Below are 16,485 nucleotides of genomic sequence, written 5' to 3'. Positions count from 1 at the left end.
ACCTGCCCTCTGCCCCTCCTCATCCCCCATCCCTCATCCCTGGAGGTTCCCCCATGACCCTGCCCCCCGCCGATATCACCGACATCCTGCGCCTGGCCGCCGAGAAGGGCGCGTCGGACGTGATTCTGACCGCTGGCCTGGCCCCGCAGTTCAAGCTGAGCGGCGTGTACGAGACGCACGGCTTCGCGCCGCTGGCCGCGACCGACACCCGCAAGCTGATGTACTCGATGATGAACGAGCGTCAGCAGCGCATCTTCGAGGAAAAGCGCGAGCTGGACTTTTCCTTTGCGCTGGGCGAAAAGGCCCGCTTCCGCGTGAACGCCTTTATGCAGCGCGGCTTCGTGGGGGGCGTGCTGCGCCTGATTCCCACCCAGATTCGCAGCGCGCAGGAGATGGGCCTGCCCGCCAACATCCTGGACATCGCCAACTCGCCGCGCGGCCTGGTGCTGGTGACGGGACCGACCGGCTCGGGCAAGAGCACCACGCTGGCCGCGATGATCGACCACATCAACACCACCCGCAAGCTGCACATCGTGACGATCGAGGACCCCATCGAGTTCATGCACACGCACAAGCAGAGCATCGTGAACCAGCGCGAGGTCGGCGCGGACACCATGTCCTTTAACGATGCCCTGCGCGCCGCGCTGCGCCAGGCCCCCGACGTGATTCTGGTGGGTGAGATGCGCGACTACGAGACCATCAAGGCTGCCGTGACCGCCGCCGAAACCGGCCACCTGGTGATGGGCACCCTGCACACCAACTCCGCGCCCGAGTCGATCGACCGCATCGTGGACGTGTTCCCCGAAGAGCAGCAGGAACAGATTCGCGTGCAGCTCGCCAACAACCTGGTCGCCGTGATGACCCAGCAGCTGCTGCCGCGCGCCGACGGGCCGGGGCGCGTGCTGGCCTACGAACTCCTGATCGCCACGCCCGCCGTGCGCTCGCTGATCCGCGAGGGCAAGACCTACCAGATCGTCTCCACCATGCAGACCGGCGCGCGCGAGGGCATGGTCACGATGGACGCCTTCCTGGCGAACCTCTACCGCCGCCGCGTCATCAGCTACGACACCGGCGTCGAGCGCGCGGTGGACCCCAAGGAGTTCGCTCGCCTCGCCAACGACGCGAGCGCGGGCACCGGGGGAGCCACCTACACGCCCCCGGCCGCCCCGGCCCACCCGGCCCAGTCCACGGCCGGCGGGGCGGGCCTGGGCCGCGACGGCGGGCGAACCGGCGACATGGGCCGCAGCGGCACCGCGACCACGCCCACCACCGGGACCGGGAATCCCTTCGGGCGGCGCTGAGGCGCATGTCCGGCCCCACGTTCTACCTGTTGCGCCACGGCCAGACCGAGTGGAACGTGCAGGGCCGCCCCCAGGGCCGGCTGGATTCCCCCCTGACGACGCTGGGGTTGGAGCAGGCCAGGGCGCACGCGCTCACCCTGTCGGGCGTACCCCTCGCGCGGGCCTACACCAGCCCGATGGGGCGCGCCCGGCGGACCGCAGAGCGGGTGCTGGAGGGGCGCGAGGTGCCCCTCACGGTGCTGGACGATCTGGCGGAGGTGGACGCGGGCGACCTCGCGGGGCTGCTGAGGGCCGAGCGGGTCGCCCGCTTCCCCGAGCTGGCCGCCGCCCGTGAGCGCGACAAGTACCGCACCGTACTGCCCGGTGGCGAGAGCTACGAGACGGCGGCCCCCCGCGCGGCCCGCGCCCTTCAGACCATCCGCGAGGCGGGGGACGGCCCGGTGCTGCTCGTGACGCACGAGATGATCGGGCGGCTGCTGCGGCTGCACCTGCTGGGCCTGACCCCCGAGCAGGCCCTGGCCCTGAGCCACCCGCAGGACGTGATCTACCGCGTGCGGGACCGCGAACTCACGGCCAGCACCGCGGGTGGCCCCTTCCGGCCCGTCCTCCTTCCCTGATCACCTGACGGCCCCCGCGTCCACCGTCGCCTGGAGTTGCCCGGTCGCGGCGGCGGTGACGACCAGCGCGTCCGGCGTGACGTTCAGCCCCGTGAGCCGCAGGGGACCGACCGTTCCGGCGAGGCGCACCCCCGGCGCGGGCGTGAAGGGCAGCCGGGCCTGCACCTGTCCCCTGGCCCGTTCCAGTTGGGGCGTGAGGTCGAAGCGGGTGGCGCGGGTCAGCTCCGCCTGCGCCCGCTCGTCGGCCAGCCAGCCGATGACACGCCCGGTCAGTCCCTCGCGGCGGGTGGTGACGGTCACGCCGCTCAGCGTCACCACGCGGCCCGTGGGGTCCAGGGTGGGTGTTCCCGCCACATCCGCCGTCGCCTGCACGCGCAGGCCCAGCGGGCCGGACACCGTGACGGTCACGGCGGCGTTCAGCCGGGTGCCCCGCGGCGTCACCGTCACGCGGTCCACATGCAGGGTGGGCGAGAGGGGCAGCGGCAACGTGAAGGTTCGCTCGCCCGCCGCGCGGGTGGCCGCCTGCGACAGTTCGGGGTAGGGGAGCCGCACCGGCACCCGCAGGTCCACCCCGGCGGGCGGCGGCGCGGCGACCTTCAGGGGCGGGAGCGGCGTGGCCGGGACCGCGGGTGCCCGCCCCAGCCCGGCCTTCAGGTCGAAGGTTGCCCCCACCGTCAGTTTCAGCGCGTCCGGCGTGAAGCGTGGGGGGCTGACGGTCAGGCTGCGCGGCGTCACGCGGGCATAGGCGGGGTCGGGGGTGGGGAGGGTCCAGGGCTGCTGCGCGCGTGCCCACAGCGTGCCCGCGCGGGTGCGGAGGTTCGCGCCCTCGCGCACGGCCTTGGCCACCTCCGCCGCCACCCGGTCGAGCTGCGCGCGCACCTGCCCGTCGACCAGCGACTGCACGCTGACCTTCACCCCCTGCGTGAGTTCCACGCTCAGCGGGTCGGTCCAGGTGTAGTCGCCCGTCACCTTCGCCCCCGCCTCCCACTCCGGCGTGACGAAGGGCGCGACCCGCAGGCTGACGGTCGCCGCGCCGCCGAAATCCCGCGCCAGAAAGGACCCCAGGCCCGCGGGTTCGGCCCGGAAGGCCGCGCGGATGGGCACACTCACCAGCAGCGCGTCCCCCTCCGGCGTCGGCCTCACGGTCACGTGTCCGGCGCGCGTCACCGTGCCGGTCAATTTGACACTCAGCAGCCCGCCCAGGAACTCGCGCGTTTCGTCCAGCCGCGCGAACTCGCCCGGCACGCGGGCATTGGCGGCCTGCTGCACCCCGGCGAGCGGCACAGTGAGCGGCAGCGTGAGGGACGAGAGGGCCGTGGCGGGGGAGGCGGTCATCAGGACAGTGGACAGGGCGGGGATGAGAAGGCGTCGCATGGCGTGGGAAGCAGAGTAAACGGAAGGGATGAGGGTTGAGGGATGAGTGATGAGGGGGTGCGTTTCCCACTCACCACTGACCACTTCCCACTACCCTCTTTCCATGTCGGCACAGTCCATGTGGGCACAACACGACCTGCGTCTCCGCCCCCTTCCGCGCGGCTTTCACCTGATCACGCGGGAGGTGGTGGCGGCGGTCCCCGAACTCGCGCGGGTGCGGGTGGGCCTGCTGCATATCTTTATCCAGCACACGTCCGCCAGCCTGGCCCTGAACGAGAACGCCAGCCCCGACGTGCGGCGCGACTTCGAGCGCTTCTTCAACCACCTGATTCCCGACGGCTGGCCCGCTTTCGAGCACACGCTGGAGGGGCCGGACGACATGGCCGCCCACATCAAGGCCAGTCTGCTCGGCCCCACCCTGACGCTGCCCGTGCGGGAGGGGCGGCTGGCGCTGGGCACCTGGCAGGGCATTTACCTCTGCGAACACCGCGAGGGCGGGGGCGCGCGGCGGCTGGTGCTGACGCTTCAGGGGGAGTAGGCGGGCCAGGCTCTGCAACGCGGAAGGGAATCTCTTCCTGGCGCAGCGCGTACCCTGGGGTATGCTGACTCTCCAGGGCAAGTACCGCGTGAGCGACACCAAACGATTGACCATTCTCGCGGAGTCCGGCGCGCAGCGAAGTGAGGCCCTGACGGCAGACATCGTGGCGCTGCGGGCGGCCTGCCACCTGAACAGTGGCCGCTGTGAAGTCCACGTCAGCACCCAGCACGGCCTGATGTACGGCACGCTCGTCGAGAAAAAGCCCCGGAGGTTCAACCTCTGGCAGTTCGAGGGCCACCTCTCCTTCCCCCAGCGGGCGTGAGGCAGAGGACGCGGGGCGGGAGAGGGTTTCCCGCCCCGCGCCGCTTCTGTCACCGTCCCGGCCGCAGCGTCAGCGTCTGCACCCGGCCCCAGTCCCCCGCGTCCGTGCTCATCGGCAGGTACTCGCCCGCCGCCCAGCGCTTCTGCTGGTCACTGACGTGGTTGCCCAGCGGATTGCCGCTCTGGCCCAGGCTGCCCACGTAGACGCTGCGGTTGGGGTCCGCGAGGTCCACGATCTGGCGGTAGCTGGGGCCGTGCGTCTGCTGCATGGTGCCGGGTTCGGGGCGGGCGACGTTGACGGTGTTGGTGCCGCCGTTCGTGGGCGCAGAGTGGTTGAAGAGCCACGCCAGCGCCTTCACGCCCCCGAAGGCGCGGTGGTTGCTGGCGACGGTGTGGACCTTGCCGTACGTCCAGCCCGCGGGGTCGGGGCCGAGGCGGGCGGCGAGGCCGTCCACGGCGCGCCTGAGGCTGGCCCGCAGTTCGGCGGCGCAGTCCGCGCGTCCGGCGGATTCGTCGCGGCACAGTTCGCCACCCTGCCGCAGCTGGTTGAGCACAGCGAGGCTGTTCACGCGCGTCCCGTCACCCAGTTCGTCCTGCGCCATCGTCTGCAACTCCGCCAGCCACGCCTCGAAGAGGGTCGGCTCCACGCTCCCCGCCCGCTCGTTGCCATCCCAGCCGCGCAGACGGTCCAGCGCCTGGCGGCTGAGGTCCCCGTCGGGCTGCGTGGCGAGCAGGAAGGGCTTCAGGTCGCGCCACACCAGGCTCACGGTGTCCAGTTGCACCCCCTTCACGTCGTCCAGCGTCAGCCCACCCGGCTTCTGCGTCAGCAGGTCGGTGATGCGCTGCGCGCGGTACGGCTCGGCCCAGTTGCGGATGTTGGCGAGGGGGTAGGGGTAGGCGTCGGGCACGACCTTGTTGTTCGCGGTGACGACCAGCCCGTCGGCGGGGTTGTAGGTGTGGGGGAGCTGCGCGAAGGGGATGTACCCGGTCCACTCGCGGCGGCCGTCGCCCGGCACCGGCAGCGAGCCGTCCCAGCCCTGGCGCAGCGGCACCCGGCCCGGCGCGTAGTAGCCGGTGTTGCCGTCCACGTCGGCATACACGAAGTTCTGGCTGGGGGCCACGTACTTCTCCAGCGCCGCCGTGAAGTCGGTCCAGTTCCGCGCGTAGTTCAGGCCCAGGAAGGCGTCCAGCGTGGTGTCGCCTTCCCTCAGCGCGGTCCACTTCAGTGCCACGCGCGGCCCCACCTCGCCCGCGCCCACGTCGCTGATGATGGGACCGTGGGCGCTCTCGCGGACGGTGAGGCGCACGTCCGGCTGGCCCTTGACCTTAATCACTTCCGTGCGCTGGGTCAGCCGCGCCCCCTCCGGCTCGATGTAGAGGTCCTGCACGTCGGGATTCACGTTGGTCACGCCCCAGGCGACGCGGTCGTTGCGCCCGATCACGATGCCGGGGAGGCCGGGAATACTGGCCCCGATGGCCCGCAGCCGCGGCCCCTGCACGTCGGCCAGATACCACAGCATCGGGCTGGTGAGCGCCAGGTGGGGGTCGTCGGCCAGGATGGGTTTGCCGCTGGCGGTGCGGCTTCCGCCGATCACCCAGTCGTTGCTGCCCTTGCCGGGGACGCGCTCCATGCCCAGGCTGCGGGCGGCGTCCAGATGCGCCTGGAGCGCCCGCAGGGTGGCGTCGGGCAGGGCCGCCGTCTCGCTCCCGGTTCGCGGGGCCTGGCCGGTCAGCCCGAGTTCCTCGCGGTCCAGGATGGTCGGGGCGTTTTGCGGGTAGGGCGGCAGGACCTCGTTCAGCCCCGGTTCGCCCAGGCGCTTCACCACCCGCGTGCCCAGGATCTCGTCGTCCGCGTTGCCGCCCAGGTCGTAGGCCATCAGCTTGCTCCAGGAGATGGAATCCACGTCGGTCCAGGGTTCGGGCGTGTAGCCCAGGATGCGGAACTCGGGGGCGAGTTTGCCCTGGCGGAACCCCGCGTTCACGCCCGCCGTGTAGGCCCGCACCATCCGCCGCGTTTCGGGCGACAGGGCCGGGAGGGCGCTCTGGGCCGCGCGCTGGAAGCCCCAGGTCCGCAGAAACCGGTCCTGCGGGAGGGCCGCCTTGCCCAGCACCTCCGCCAGCCGCCCCTGCGACACCCGGCGCTGGAAGTCCATCTGCCACGCCCGGTCCTGCGCGTGGACGAAGCCCAGAGCGTACATGGCGTCCTCGTCCGACGCCTGCGCGCGGATGTGCGGCACCCCCCACTCGTCCCGCGTGACCGTCACCGGCCCCGTGAGGCCCGGCAGCGTCACCGTGCCGCTCACGCGCGGTGCGGAAGTCACCTTCAGCCACACGACCACCGCCAGCGCGAGCACCAGCACCAGCAGAACCAACCACAGCAAGGCACGTCCCACCCGACCCAGTAATGTCATTCCGTCTCCTTTTTAGACGGGGTACAGGATACGGTGTGGAGCCTTCGGCGGTCAGCCGTCAGCGGGAGAAGCTAACCGCCTCGCCGCTGTGCCAGGGCGGCCCCCGCCAGGATGAAGGCACCGCCCAGCAGCACGGCGGGCCGCAGCGGCTCGGCCAGCACCAGAAAGGCCAGCAGCACGGTAAAGAGCGGCTCCAGCGTGCCCAGTAGGCTGGCGCGGGCCGCCCCCAGACGCGCGACCGCGCCGTACAGGGCCGGGACGGCCACCAGCGTGGCGACCCCCGCCATGCCCACCGTCACGCTCCACTGGGCCGGGGTGGCCGGAACATGGAGGGTGCCCCGGTTCAGGGCCAGCGCCGTGAAGTACAGGCCCGCGACCAGCGCCAGGTGCCCGGTGGAGGCCAGCGCCGGAACGCCCGCCAGCCAGCGTTCTGAGGCGAGGAGATACGCGGCGTAAAAGGCCCCCGCCCCCGCGCCCAGCGCCAGGCCCAGGGGGTCACGGTCCCCCGCGCCGGGCAGGCCCACGACCAGCCCCATCCCCAGCGCGGCGAGGGCCACGGCCCCCAGCCGCGCCGCGTCGGGTCTGCGCCCCAGGAGCCACCCGAACAGGACCACGAAGGCAGGGGCGAGGTACAGCAGCAGCCCCGTCGCGCCCGCCGTGACGCGCGCCAGTGCCCCGAAATAACAGGTGGTCGCCAGGGCATACAGCACCCCCGCGCCCAGCAGCGGCACGCGCTGCCGCCACGTCAACCCCCGGCCCGCCAGCGGCAGCAGCACGGCCGCGACCAGCCCGAAGCGCCACGCCAGCACGCTGAAGCTGTCCAGCCCCACCTGCCCCGCCAGCTTGCCCCAGATGCCCAGCGTGCTGAAGCTCAGGGCCGCCACCAGTGCCAGCCCCACCCCAGCGCGGACGGAGGGCGGCGGGGCGGGGCGGGCAGGCGCGGCGGTCACGCGGCCCAGCGTAGCGCGTCCTCCCTCCCGGCCCCCAGCCTGGTCTGCCGGGGCGGACACTTTGGCACGCGCGCCACCCCCCGGCCTATCACCCTTGCGCTAGCTTCGGGCGCGTGACCCTGCCCGCCGCCTCTCCCTCCCCGGCAGCGCGGCCCCCGGTGCCCTGGCAGGTGGTGGTGCCGCTGCCGGTCCCGGCGCTGGATTACGCCGCGCCGCATGGGTACGGGGGCGCGGTGCCGGTGGGTTGCCGGGTGCTGGTACCCTGGCGCGGCGAGCTGGCCGCCGGGCTGGTGGTCGGGGCGGGGGAGGGCCGGGGCACCCACCGCCTGCGCGAGGCCGTCCACCTCCTCGAGGGCGGGGAGGGACCGTGGGTGCCGCCCGCCACCGTGGAGGCCGTCACCACCTGGGCGCGGGACGCCCGCCTCCCCGCCGGGCTGGTGTGGGGCGACCTGCTGGGGGTCGGCTGGAGCGTGAAGCTCGACCACCGCGTGCGGGCGGTAGCGGGGGCCGACCTCAGCGCCTTTGCCCGCCACGTCCCCACGGCCGCCTGGACCGCTGCGGCGGGCTTTGCCCCGGCCCTGCTCGACGCCATCCGCGAGCAGGGGCTGCTGGAGGAGGCCTTCCGGCCCATGGCGCGCACGCAGGGGGTGGTGCGGGCGCGTCCGCTGGCCGCCGTCCCCGCCGCGGCCCGGACCGTGACCGTGCTGCGGGCCGTGCCGGAAGCCCCGGCGACTCTCACGCCCAAAGGCCAGGTGGCCTGGGCCTGGCTGGCGGAACACGGCCCGCAGGACAGCCTCAGCGCCTGGGCACGCGGCGCGGGCGTGAGCGCCAGCGTGGTCACGAATGTGTTGAACGCGGGCGGCGCGCAGTACGTGCCGGAGGAAGCGCCCCCACCGCCCGCCTGGGGCTGGCTGGCGCAACATGGCCCGGTGGAGACACTCAGCGCCTGGGCCAATGGGGCGTCGGCGGACGGCGTGCCCCTCTCACCCACGCTGGCGGCCACCCTCGCGGCGCGGGGCTGGGCGGACCCCGTGCAGGAACCCGCGCCGCCACCGCCCCTCCCCGAACCCGCGGCCCCCTGGACCACCCCCGACCCCGACCGCCTGCCGGAAGTCCCCGCGTGGCGGCTGCACGGCGGGCGGCCCGCCACGCGCTTTCGCACGCTGGGGCCGCGGGTGGCCCGCCTGCTGGCGCAGGGGCGCGGCGTGCTCGTTCTCGCGCCCGACCACGCCACCCTGCGCCGTGCCTGGGAGGGGCTGTCGGGCCTGGCGGCCCCTGCCGGCACCCGCGCGGTGCAGGTCAGCGGGGCGCTGGGCGACGTGCAGCGGGACCATGCCTGGAACCTCATCCGCACGGGCGAGGCGCGGCTGGTCATCGGCAGTTATCTGGCCCTGACCGCCCCGCTGGAGGACCCCGGCCTGGTGATCGTGCTGGAGGAGGGCAGCGACGCCTACAAGCTGCCCGCCGGATCGCACGCCTTTATCCCCGACGTGGCCGCCCGCGTGGCCGCCGCACAGGGGGCCGCCCTCGCCCTGGTGGGCAGCGCCCCCGCCGCCGAGAGCGTGCCGCTGCCCGGCGCGGTGCTGCCGCCGCCGCGTGCCCGCGTGCATGTGGTGGACTACGCCAACCCCCCGGAGCAGCCCGAGCTGGGGCCGCTTTCCAGCGTTCACCTCACCCCCGGCGACCTGGGCTACCCCCTCAGCCACGACCTCGCGCGGCTGCTGCGGCAGGTGCAGGAGCGCGGGCGGCAGGCGGCGTTGCTCGCGCCCCGGCGGGGGTACTCGGCCCTGCTGCGCTGCCCCGTGTGCGAACACACCCCGCAGTGCCGCAACTGCGACGTGCCGCTGCGCTTTCATCAGGAAACCCGCCAGCTCACCTGCCACCAGTGCGGCTACCATGAGGGAATCCCCGACCGCTGCGACGAGTGCGGCGAGCGGATGTGGAAGGCGCGCGGCCCCGGCACCGAGTGGATCGCGGCGGAGGTGGCGAAACTCGCCCCCGGCCTCCCGGTCTACCGCTGCGACCGTGACCGCCAGGACGACCTCTCGCCCCTGCACTCGGGGGAAAGCGGCGTGGTGGTGGGCACCCAGCTGCTGCTCGCGCAGGACGCGCCGCCCAACCTGGCCCTGATCGGCGTGACGCTGGCCGACACTTGGCTCAACGTCTCGGACTTCCGGGCGTCGGAGCGGTATCACCGCCTGCTGCGCCAGCTTACCGAGTGGCACCCCGACCGCGCGCCGCTGCTGGTCGTGCAGACCTTCCAGGCCGACCACCCCGCCCTCAAGGTGCTGGTCGAGGGCCGCGACACGCTGGCCTATCCCGCCGCCGAGGAACGCGCCCGCGCGGCGCTGGGCTACCCCCCCCACGCCCGCCTCGCCCAGGTGGAGGTGGCCGCCCGCGACCCCCAGAAGGCGCGGCTGGCCGCCCAGGAAGTCTTCGACGCGCTGCACGGGGCCGGGGCCACCGCCGGGGAAGTCCTCGGCCCCGCGCCCAGCCCGGTGGCCCGGTTGCGCGGCGTCTACCCCTATCACCTGCTGCTGCGCGCCCGCGACGACGCGCGCCTGGCGCAACTCCTGGCGACCCTGGACCGGAACTGGAAGGCGCGGGTGCGGGTGGACGTGAATCCGCGGGGGGGTCTGTAGGGGGAGGGGTGAGGGCCGTTCCCGGCTCCCAGAGCATTTGTCCGAATTACGCCGTTGGAGGAAAAGCGCCTCCAACGCCTCCATTCTCTGCTTCGCAGCTTTGCAAGTCCCAAACGCTCTCCTTATTTCACTCGCTTCGCTCGGTCAAAAAGAAGGTCTCTTTTTGACAAATGCTCTAATCCCTTCCTTGATCTTCGCCCGGCCCCCGCAACTGGCTGGGCTAGACTGCGCCCCATATGATCCGTCTCGCCGTTCTCGCGGACCTGCACGCCAATCTGGAGGCGACGCTGGCCGTACACGCGGACGTGCAGCGGAGAGGCATCACCGAGCTGTGGGTGCTGGGCGATCTGGTGGGCAAGGGGCCGCGTCCGCGCGAGGTGGTCGAGTGGACCCAGGCCCACGCCACCCGCGTGATCCAGGGCAACTGGGACGCCCGCGTGGCCGGGGCCACCAACCGCCCCCAGGACCTCTGGCCGCGCTCCAAGCTCTCGCCCGAGCAGCTCGCCTACCTCGCCGGGCTGCCCTACGGCATCGAGGAGCAGTTCGGCGGCGCGTGGTGGCGTTTTGTCCACGCCAGCTCCAAGGGCCTCTTTCACCGCCTGTACCCGCACTCCAGCCTGGCCGAGCAGATCGAGGCCTATGCCCCCAACCCCCAGTTCGGCCTGAAGGCGCACGCCGACGCCCTGGTCTACGCCGACGTCCACGAAACCCTGATGCTGGACGTGGAGGGCCGCCCCCTGATCAACACCGGCTCGGTCGGTAATCCCCTCGACAGCACCCTGCCCAGTTATCTGATTCTGGAGTTCGACCCCCAGAGTCCCGCCCACAGCGCCAGCTTCGTGCGCCTCACCTACAACCGCGACGCGGAGATTGCCGCCGCCGAGGCCAGCGGCATGCCCTTTACCCGCGAGTACATCGCGGAGCTGCTGACCGGGGCCTACCAGAAACGGCGGGCGCGGACGGGGGAGTAGGGGAGGAGCTATGGGCCGTGAGCTATGCAGCTCTGAAAAAGATGGCGGACGCTAAAAGCTGAAGCTTCCGGGGGCTGGTTCAAAGCTCAGAGCTTCACCGCCTACGCCCCCACTTCCCCCCGCTCGCGCATCATGGCGGCCAGCTTGGACGGCTCCAGCAGGCTGGCCCCGGCCCCATAACGCCGCTTCACAGCCGTCTGGACGAGGTAGATGGCGAGGCCCACGCCCAGCAGGCTGATCAGCAGGCCCGGCACGCGCATGATAGCGTTCACCTCGGCCACCTGCGCATTGAAGGCGTCGCTGCCGAACTTGGCGGTGACGCGCTGGTAGTTCACGACGCTGTTCACCACGCCGCCGATCAGGTCCACCAGGGCAAAGGCGACGGTGCCCCACACCAGTCCCCGGTGAATGACGGGGTCACGCATGGCCTGGCCGGTGGCGGCGCGGTCTTCCGGCTTCTCACCGATGCTGGCGGCGTCCAGAAACACCCGGAAGAGGGGCACGCTGGTTGCGGCGCTCAGCAGAAACAGAATGCCGGTCAGGTAGGAGCGGGCGCTGTCCTTGATGGCGTACCAGAAGCCGTCCACGTACCAGAAGGCCAGCGCGCCGCTGACAATCGCCCCCGCCCCGCCGATCAGGGCGACCGGGCTGACGTTGCGGTTCACGAACAGGTCGGTCAGCACGTACACGACCGGAATCAGCGCGGCGACCAGGTACGCCCGCACATTCCCGGCGGTGCCGCCCCCCAGCAGGTCCGAGACACCGACGTCCTGGCCCAGCAGGTTCGGATTCAGGATCAGGATCGGGATCACCAGGGTGAAGATCAGGTCCCAGACGGTCTTGGGAATGCGGGCGCGCGGTTTGGCGGGTCGCGGGGCGGTCATGGGGGGCATTCTCTCATCCTGGGATGTGGGTTGTCGGTTGTGGGATGTAGGAAAGATGGGAAGCTCTTTTCCCGCGTCCCTCAGTCCTCGTGTCCGTGGCTGCCTGCGCCCCGCTTCCCGCTGACCTCCTCGCGCACTTCCGCGATGAAGTAGGTGCAGGCTTCGGGGCAGGGGATGGCACCGGGCACGCCGCCGAAGAAGGTGGCGGGCAGCTTCTCCCCGGCCCATAGCCGGGTCTTGAGGCAGCGGCTGCACACGTCACGCGCCACGTTCTCGACCTGTTCGGGTGTGGCCCGCTGGACCTTGGTGTAGATGCCGGTCTGGCGGCGGGCGGTGGTGGGCCAGGGGGTGGGGCGCAGGGTGTGGAGGTGGTGGGCGTAGCCTTCCTCGACGACCGCCGGGTACAGGTAGCCCATCCCGCGCGGCAGGTCGGCCTCCGACAGCACCGCCCGCCAGCCGCGCGGCAGGGTGCGGAAGGTGTGAACCGGGCGGTGATGCCCCCCCTCGTCGCGGCGGGTCAGGTCGCGCAGACCCTCGGGGGTCACGACGGTGGTCAGGCTGTCGGTGGGGCGGCCCTCGTCTAGGGCGTGGCGAAGTTCGTACAGGCCGCCGTGCGGGGTGATCAGCGCCTCGCCCACGCGGACGCCCCGGCGGGCCAGCGTCAGGAAGGCGGCCCAGGCCTCGGCGTGGCTGCGGTCCTCGTCGCCGCCCCGTTCCGACGCGCCGCGCGCCTCCTCCGCCAGGTGCAGGATCACGTCCGCGACCGCGCTGTGGGTGCCCACCGGCCGCGCGTAGTACACCGTCTGGGGGCCGTGGGGGTTGTCCGGGAAGCTCGTGACCTCGCCCGTCAGGCCCATGTCCTCGGGGATGGTTTCCAGCGTGTGCCAGCCCTCGGACGCGAAGAAGGGCACGACCACCACCCGCGGTGCCCGCACGACTTCCGGCCAGGTGCCCACCTTCGGGTCCTCGTCCAGAAAGAGGGCGTGGACCTCGGCAAAGTGCCCGGAGTCGCGCATCAGCTCGGCGTTGCGGTAGATCACGCGGCTACTGTTCTCGTTGCGGGTGGTGCCGTGGCCCAGGACAATCAGGGCGGTGTCCTGCGGGCTGAGGTCGGGCAGCGCCTCGCGGGCGCGGGCCAGAATCACCTCGGCCATGCCCGGATGCACGCCGTAGGGCAGGGTGTAGCGCACCGTCTTGCCGCCCAGCACGCGGGCCACGCCCTCCGGCGGCACCGGCCCCTGGTGGCCCAGGCCCAGCTCGCGTGGAATCACCGTCTCGGTGAAGTAGCCCTCGCTGATGAACATCGGAATCACCGTCACGTCGGTGCTGCGGGTGGTTTTGAGGACCTGGCGCAGCGACGGTTCTTCCTTCCAGTAGCCTTCCACGACCTCGTCGTAGAGGCCGCGCTCGCGGAGCAGCTCCGCATACCGGTAGACCGCGCCCGCCGACTCGCCGTTCAGATGAGAGCCGTGACCGATCAGCACGAGGGAACGCATATGGGGGCAATCTAGCAGCGGCCCCGGCGCGGAATTGTCCCGCCGCACGCTCTCGCGCATGGCCGGAGCCGGGACACGGCCGAGCTATGAACCTTCGTGAAGTGGAGCCTCACCCACGCTGGCCCGCCGGGGGCTAGCGTGCTGGCGTTGTCCCTCAGGTCTGGCCGCCGTGGTCAGACGGCCCCTTTTCCCAGGAGGTTTGTTATGTTCTTCGACCAGCGTGACCGCCACGAGCAGATGGCCCGCCTTGACCCGCGCGACGCGAACGGGGACGGCACCGTGACCCCCCAGGAGGCCGCCGCCTATATCCACGACTACCTCCAGAACGCCTCGCCCGAGGAGCGCCGCCAGGTTCTGAACGACTACTTCGGGCAGATGTCGCCGGAAGACCGCCAGCAGGTCGGGGACGCGATGGTCCGCAGCTCCGCCAGCCCGGTCCAGAATGTCCGCGCCGACGACCCCGACGACCTGGCCGACGCCTACACCCGCACCGCGCAGGCCCCGGCGCAGGACAGCCGCAGCCCGCTGGAGGCGGCCTTCGGCCAGGGCGGCGCACTCAGCAACCCGATGGTCAAGGCGGGCCTGGTGGGCCTGGCCGCGGCGATCGGCTCCCGGCTGCTGCGTCACTGAGGCGAGCCGTAACGCACACCCCCGGCCCCGGTGGTCGGGGGCTTTTTGTGGCCTGTGCCCCGAAGGCCACGCCCGGCCTTCATGCTTGGCCCCGCACAGGGCACTGCCCCTCCGCCGCACCCGCTACAATCGCCCGCGATGCCTCTCTCGTACCTCACGCGCATCGCGCAGACGCCCGCCCCGACCTTCGAGGAGGGGGAGCGCGCCGCCCTGATGGCGGACCTGTGGCGCGGCCTGGGGTACGAGGTCGTGCGCGACGAGGTGGGCAATGTCCTGACCTGCCTGACGCCGCCCGGCACCGAAGGCCGGCCCGCGCTGCTGCTCGCCGCGCACCTCGATACCGTCTTCGCGCGCGGCACCGACGTGACCGTGCGCGAGGAACGCGGGCGGCTGGTGGGGCCGGGCGTGGGCGACAACAGCGCCAGCCTCGCGGTCGTGACCGGCCTGCTGCGCGAGTTGCGCGGGCAGGAACGCAGCCTGCGCCGCCCGCTGTGGGTGGCCGCCAACGTGGGCGAGGAAGGCCTGGGCGACCTGCGTGGCGCGAAGCACCTGCTGGCCCGCCACCACGCCGAGCTGGGGGCTTTTATCGCCGTGGACGGCTACCTGGGCGTTGCGGTCACGCGGGCGGTGGGCGTGCGGCGTTACCGGGCCGTATTCCTGGGGCCGGGGGGGCACTCCTGGGGGGACCAGGCCCCCAGCGCCCTGCACGCCCTGGGGATCGCCATCAGCGCGCTGTACGCCTTGCACCGCCCCAGCAGCCCGCGCACCACGCTCAACGTGGGCGAGGCGCGGGGCGGCACCAGTGTCAACTCCATCGCCGGAAGCGCCGAGCTGCTGCTCGACCTGCGCTCGCTGGACCCGGAGGCCCTGGCCGACCTCGACGCGCGGGCGCAGGCGGTGCTGCACGCGGCGGCCCGCGAGGCGGGCGTGACCGTGCGGCTCGAGCGGGTGGGCGACCGTCCGGGGGGCGACCTGGGAGCCGATCCGCTGCTGCATCTGGCGCGCGAGGCCGCCCGCGAGGGCCACACCGACCTGCGCCTGGCCTCCAGCAGCACCGACGCCAACGCGGCCGCGCCCTACCACCTGCCCGCCATCGCCCTGGGGGTGTACCGGGGCGGCAACGCCCACCGCGAGGACGAGTGGGTGCAGGCCAGCAGCCTGGGGCCGGGCCTGCGCTTCCTGCACCGCGTCGTGGACCTGTACCAGCGGCGTCCGGTCGCGTAGCCCCGGAGAGGAGAGGGGCAGCGTGGCCCGCAACGGCGGCTACACCTACCGCGAGGAACTGGGCCGCCGTGCGCGGGGCCTGACCACGCTGGCCTACCTGACCCGGTTTTACCCCCATTCCACCGCCGCCGACTGGCGGGCCAGGCTGGAAGGCGGCGAGGTCGTGCTGAACGGCGTGCCCGCCCACGGCGCGGAAGTGCTGACCCCCGGCCAGGTTCTCGAATGGCACCGCCCCCCCTGGGAGGAGGAGGACGTGCCGCTGCACTACGACCTGCTGTATCAGGACGCGGCGCTGCTGGTGGTCGCCAAGCCGTCGGGCCTGCCCACCCTGCCGGGCGGCGGTTTTCTGGAGCACACCCTGCTCACGCGGGTCCGGGCCGACTTCCCGGAGGCCCGCCCGCTGCATCGCCTGGGCCGGGGCACCTCCGGGCTGGTGCTGTTCGCGCGGACCCCCGGGGCGGCGGCCATGCTGGCGCAGGCCTGGCGGGACCACGCGGTCGGCAAGCAGTACCGGGCGCTGGCAGCGGGCTGGGCTACGGAGGACGAGTTCCACATCACCACGCCCATCGGTCCGGTGCCGCACCCCCGCCTGGGAAGCGTCTTCGCGGCGAGCGCGGCGGGCAAGGCCTCCTCCAGCCTGGCCCGCGTGCTGGAGCGGCGGGGGCCGGACCACCGGGCAGGGGAGACGCTTTTCGCGGTGGACATCCATACCGGGCGGCCCCACCAGATTCGTATTCACCTCGCCTCCATTGGGCATCCGCTGGTCGGGGACCCGCTGTATGCGCCGGGTGGCGGCCCCCGACCTGACCTGCCGGGGCTGCCGGGTGACGGCGGCTACCTGTTGCACGCCGAGCGCCTGACCTTCACGCACCCACTGACTGGCGAGCGCCTGACGCTGCACGCGCCGCCGCCTACGGAACTGCGCCTCGCGGACGGGTCGTAGCCTCTGGCAACGGCTGATAGGAGGAAGCTCTTTGGCTGAGACGTGTTTTTTGCTCTCCTTGTAGGGCGGGAAGGATGTTGAGGGGCAGGATATCTTGTAGCGAGCTTCCCCCCGCCCCCCCAGCCCCCCTACCCCCCACCGGGGGGCAGGGGGGAGCGGCGCTGCGCTGGGCAAGGGAGGTTC

Annotated in this window: 14 protein-coding genes; 9 read left to right on the top strand and 5 right to left on the bottom strand. The window is 72.3% G+C overall.

Annotated elements, in window-relative coordinates; all coding sequences use genetic code 11:
* Positions 1-53 precede the first annotated feature (53 nt).
* Entirely contained in the window at positions 54-1,301 is a 1,248-nt protein-coding gene (locus tag ABEA67_RS12480) for a type IV pilus twitching motility protein PilT (RefSeq protein WP_345465592.1), read from the top strand.
* Positions 1,302-1,306: 5 nt separating this feature from the next.
* Entirely contained in the window at positions 1,307-1,918 is a 612-nt protein-coding gene (locus tag ABEA67_RS12475) for a histidine phosphatase family protein (protein WP_345465589.1), read from the top strand.
* Here ABEA67_RS12475 and ABEA67_RS12470 read toward each other — a convergent pair whose 3' ends face one another.
* Positions 1,919-3,292, bottom strand: a complete 1,374-nt coding sequence (locus ABEA67_RS12470) for a DUF4403 family protein (protein WP_345465587.1) — start codon at positions 3,290-3,292, stop codon at positions 1,919-1,921.
* 118 nt (positions 3,293-3,410) lie between these two features.
* Between ABEA67_RS12470 and ABEA67_RS12465 the strand changes: the two genes are divergently transcribed.
* Both ABEA67_RS12465 and ABEA67_RS12460 read left to right on the top strand, forming a co-directional pair.
* Positions 3,411-3,830 (top strand): secondary thiamine-phosphate synthase enzyme YjbQ, encoded by a 420-nt coding sequence (locus ABEA67_RS12465; RefSeq protein ID WP_345465639.1) that lies wholly within the window; start codon positions 3,411-3,413, stop codon positions 3,828-3,830.
* A 61-nt stretch (positions 3,831-3,891) separates the two neighbouring features.
* Complete coding sequence (locus ABEA67_RS12460) at positions 3,892-4,152, top strand: hypothetical protein (RefSeq protein ID WP_345465584.1); 261 nt, start codon at positions 3,892-3,894, stop codon at positions 4,150-4,152.
* A gap of 49 nt (positions 4,153-4,201) precedes the next feature.
* On the opposite strand, the gene ABEA67_RS12455 is transcribed toward ABEA67_RS12460, so the two are convergent.
* Positions 4,202-6,562, bottom strand: a complete 2,361-nt coding sequence (locus ABEA67_RS12455) for a penicillin acylase family protein (protein WP_345465582.1) — start codon at positions 6,560-6,562, stop codon at positions 4,202-4,204.
* Between the two features lie 71 nt (positions 6,563-6,633).
* Positions 6,634-7,512: a DMT family transporter gene (locus ABEA67_RS12450; protein ID WP_345465580.1), complete on the bottom strand. Its 879-nt coding sequence runs from the start codon at positions 7,510-7,512 to the stop codon at positions 6,634-6,636.
* A 113-nt stretch (positions 7,513-7,625) separates the two neighbouring features.
* Between ABEA67_RS12450 and priA the strand changes: the two genes are divergently transcribed.
* Both priA and ABEA67_RS12440 read left to right on the top strand, forming a co-directional pair.
* Complete coding sequence (gene priA / locus ABEA67_RS12445; protein ID WP_345465578.1) at positions 7,626-10,154, top strand: replication restart helicase PriA; 2,529 nt, start codon at positions 7,626-7,628, stop codon at positions 10,152-10,154.
* A gap of 236 nt (positions 10,155-10,390) precedes the next feature.
* Positions 10,391-11,125: a metallophosphoesterase family protein gene (locus ABEA67_RS12440; protein ID WP_345465577.1), complete on the top strand. Its 735-nt coding sequence runs from the start codon at positions 10,391-10,393 to the stop codon at positions 11,123-11,125.
* Positions 11,126-11,226: 101 nt separating this feature from the next.
* On the opposite strand, the gene ABEA67_RS12435 is transcribed toward ABEA67_RS12440, so the two are convergent.
* On the bottom strand, positions 11,227-12,018 hold the full coding sequence (locus ABEA67_RS12435; protein ID WP_345465575.1) for a VC0807 family protein: 792 nt from the start codon (positions 12,016-12,018) through the stop codon (positions 11,227-11,229).
* 71 nt (positions 12,019-12,089) lie between these two features.
* Positions 12,090-13,565 (bottom strand): DR2241 family protein, encoded by a 1,476-nt coding sequence (locus ABEA67_RS12430; RefSeq protein WP_345465573.1) that lies wholly within the window; start codon positions 13,563-13,565, stop codon positions 12,090-12,092.
* A 144-nt stretch (positions 13,566-13,709) separates the two neighbouring features.
* On the opposite strand from ABEA67_RS12430, the gene ABEA67_RS12425 reads away from it, so the two are divergent.
* The 3 genes from ABEA67_RS12425 to ABEA67_RS12415 all read left to right on the top strand — a co-directional run bounded on the left by ABEA67_RS12425 (position 13,710) and on the right by ABEA67_RS12415 (position 16,302).
* A complete protein-coding gene (locus tag ABEA67_RS12425; RefSeq protein WP_345465571.1) occupies positions 13,710-14,135 on the top strand; it encodes a hypothetical protein in 426 nt (141 codons plus the stop codon).
* 138 nt (positions 14,136-14,273) lie between these two features.
* The gene (locus ABEA67_RS12420) at positions 14,274-15,359 is read left to right on the top strand and encodes a M20/M25/M40 family metallo-hydrolase (RefSeq protein ID WP_345465569.1); all 1,086 of its coding nucleotides are present in this window, start codon (positions 14,274-14,276) and stop codon (positions 15,357-15,359) included.
* 22 nt (positions 15,360-15,381) lie between these two features.
* Positions 15,382-16,302, top strand: coding sequence for an RluA family pseudouridine synthase (locus tag ABEA67_RS12415; RefSeq protein ID WP_345465567.1), 921 nt, complete (start codon positions 15,382-15,384; stop codon positions 16,300-16,302).
* Positions 16,303-16,485 lie beyond the last annotated feature (183 nt).

It is taken from the genome of Deinococcus carri, assembly GCF_039545055.1.
GTDB lineage: Bacteria > Deinococcota > Deinococci > Deinococcales > Deinococcaceae > Deinococcus > Deinococcus carri.
This window is presented reverse-complemented; position numbering and strand designations above follow the sequence as displayed.

What these genes read in the sequence shown, in the direction of transcription:
- ABEA67_RS12480 (WP_345465592.1), top strand. Translation starts at nt 54, where the DNA reads ATGACCCTGCCCCCCGCCGATATCACCGACATCCTGCGCCTGGCCGCC.
- ABEA67_RS12475 (WP_345465589.1), top strand. Translation starts at nt 1,307, where the DNA reads ATGTCCGGCCCCACGTTCTACCTGTTGCGCCACGGCCAGACCGAGTGG.
- ABEA67_RS12470 (WP_345465587.1), bottom strand. Translation starts at nt 3,292, where the DNA reads ATGCGACGCCTTCTCATCCCCGCCCTGTCCACTGTCCTGATGACCGCC.
- ABEA67_RS12465 (WP_345465639.1), top strand. Translation starts at nt 3,411, where the DNA reads ATGTGGGCACAACACGACCTGCGTCTCCGCCCCCTTCCGCGCGGCTTT.
- ABEA67_RS12460 (WP_345465584.1), top strand. Translation starts at nt 3,892, where the DNA reads ATGCTGACTCTCCAGGGCAAGTACCGCGTGAGCGACACCAAACGATTG.
- ABEA67_RS12455 (WP_345465582.1), bottom strand. Translation starts at nt 6,562, where the DNA reads ATGACATTACTGGGTCGGGTGGGACGTGCCTTGCTGTGGTTGGTTCTG.
- ABEA67_RS12440 (WP_345465577.1), top strand. Translation starts at nt 10,391, where the DNA reads ATGATCCGTCTCGCCGTTCTCGCGGACCTGCACGCCAATCTGGAGGCG.
- ABEA67_RS12435 (WP_345465575.1), bottom strand. Translation starts at nt 12,018, where the DNA reads ATGCCCCCCATGACCGCCCCGCGACCCGCCAAACCGCGCGCCCGCATT.
- ABEA67_RS12430 (WP_345465573.1), bottom strand. Translation starts at nt 13,565, where the DNA reads ATGCGCGAGAGCGTGCGGCGGGACAATTCCGCGCCGGGGCCGCTGCTA.
- ABEA67_RS12425 (WP_345465571.1), top strand. Translation starts at nt 13,710, where the DNA reads ATGTTCTTCGACCAGCGTGACCGCCACGAGCAGATGGCCCGCCTTGAC.
- ABEA67_RS12420 (WP_345465569.1), top strand. Translation starts at nt 14,274, where the DNA reads ATGCCTCTCTCGTACCTCACGCGCATCGCGCAGACGCCCGCCCCGACC.